This is a genomic window from Microvirga pakistanensis (assembly GCF_004458765.1).
GTDB lineage: Bacteria > Pseudomonadota > Alphaproteobacteria > Rhizobiales > Beijerinckiaceae > Microvirga > Microvirga pakistanensis.
The window spans coordinates 1-223 of the sequence record NZ_SPJX01000309.1; the positions used below are offsets into that span (position 1 = coordinate 1).

1 protein-coding gene is annotated in these 223 nt (G+C 70.4%); it reads right to left on the reverse strand.

Annotated elements, in window-relative coordinates:
• On the reverse strand, positions 1 to 223 hold a 223-nt coding region (locus E4K09_RS16790; protein WP_134498950.1), incomplete at both ends, for an alpha/beta fold hydrolase.

Sequence of the window (223 nt, forward strand, 5' to 3'; positions counted from 1 at the left end):
ATCGCCGCCGGGGCGACCAGCACCACCCGGGCGATCCGGCCCGAGCCATGCCGGGTCAGATAGCGCACGACCTCACCGCTGGCGAAGGAGTGCGCCACCACAGTGACGCTCTCCAGCTCCAGCGCCTGAATGACGTCCGCCAGATCGTCCGCCAGGGTGTCGTAGTCGTAGCCTCGACCCGGATCGCTCGAGCGGCCATGCGCCCGCCGGTCGTAGGCGATGC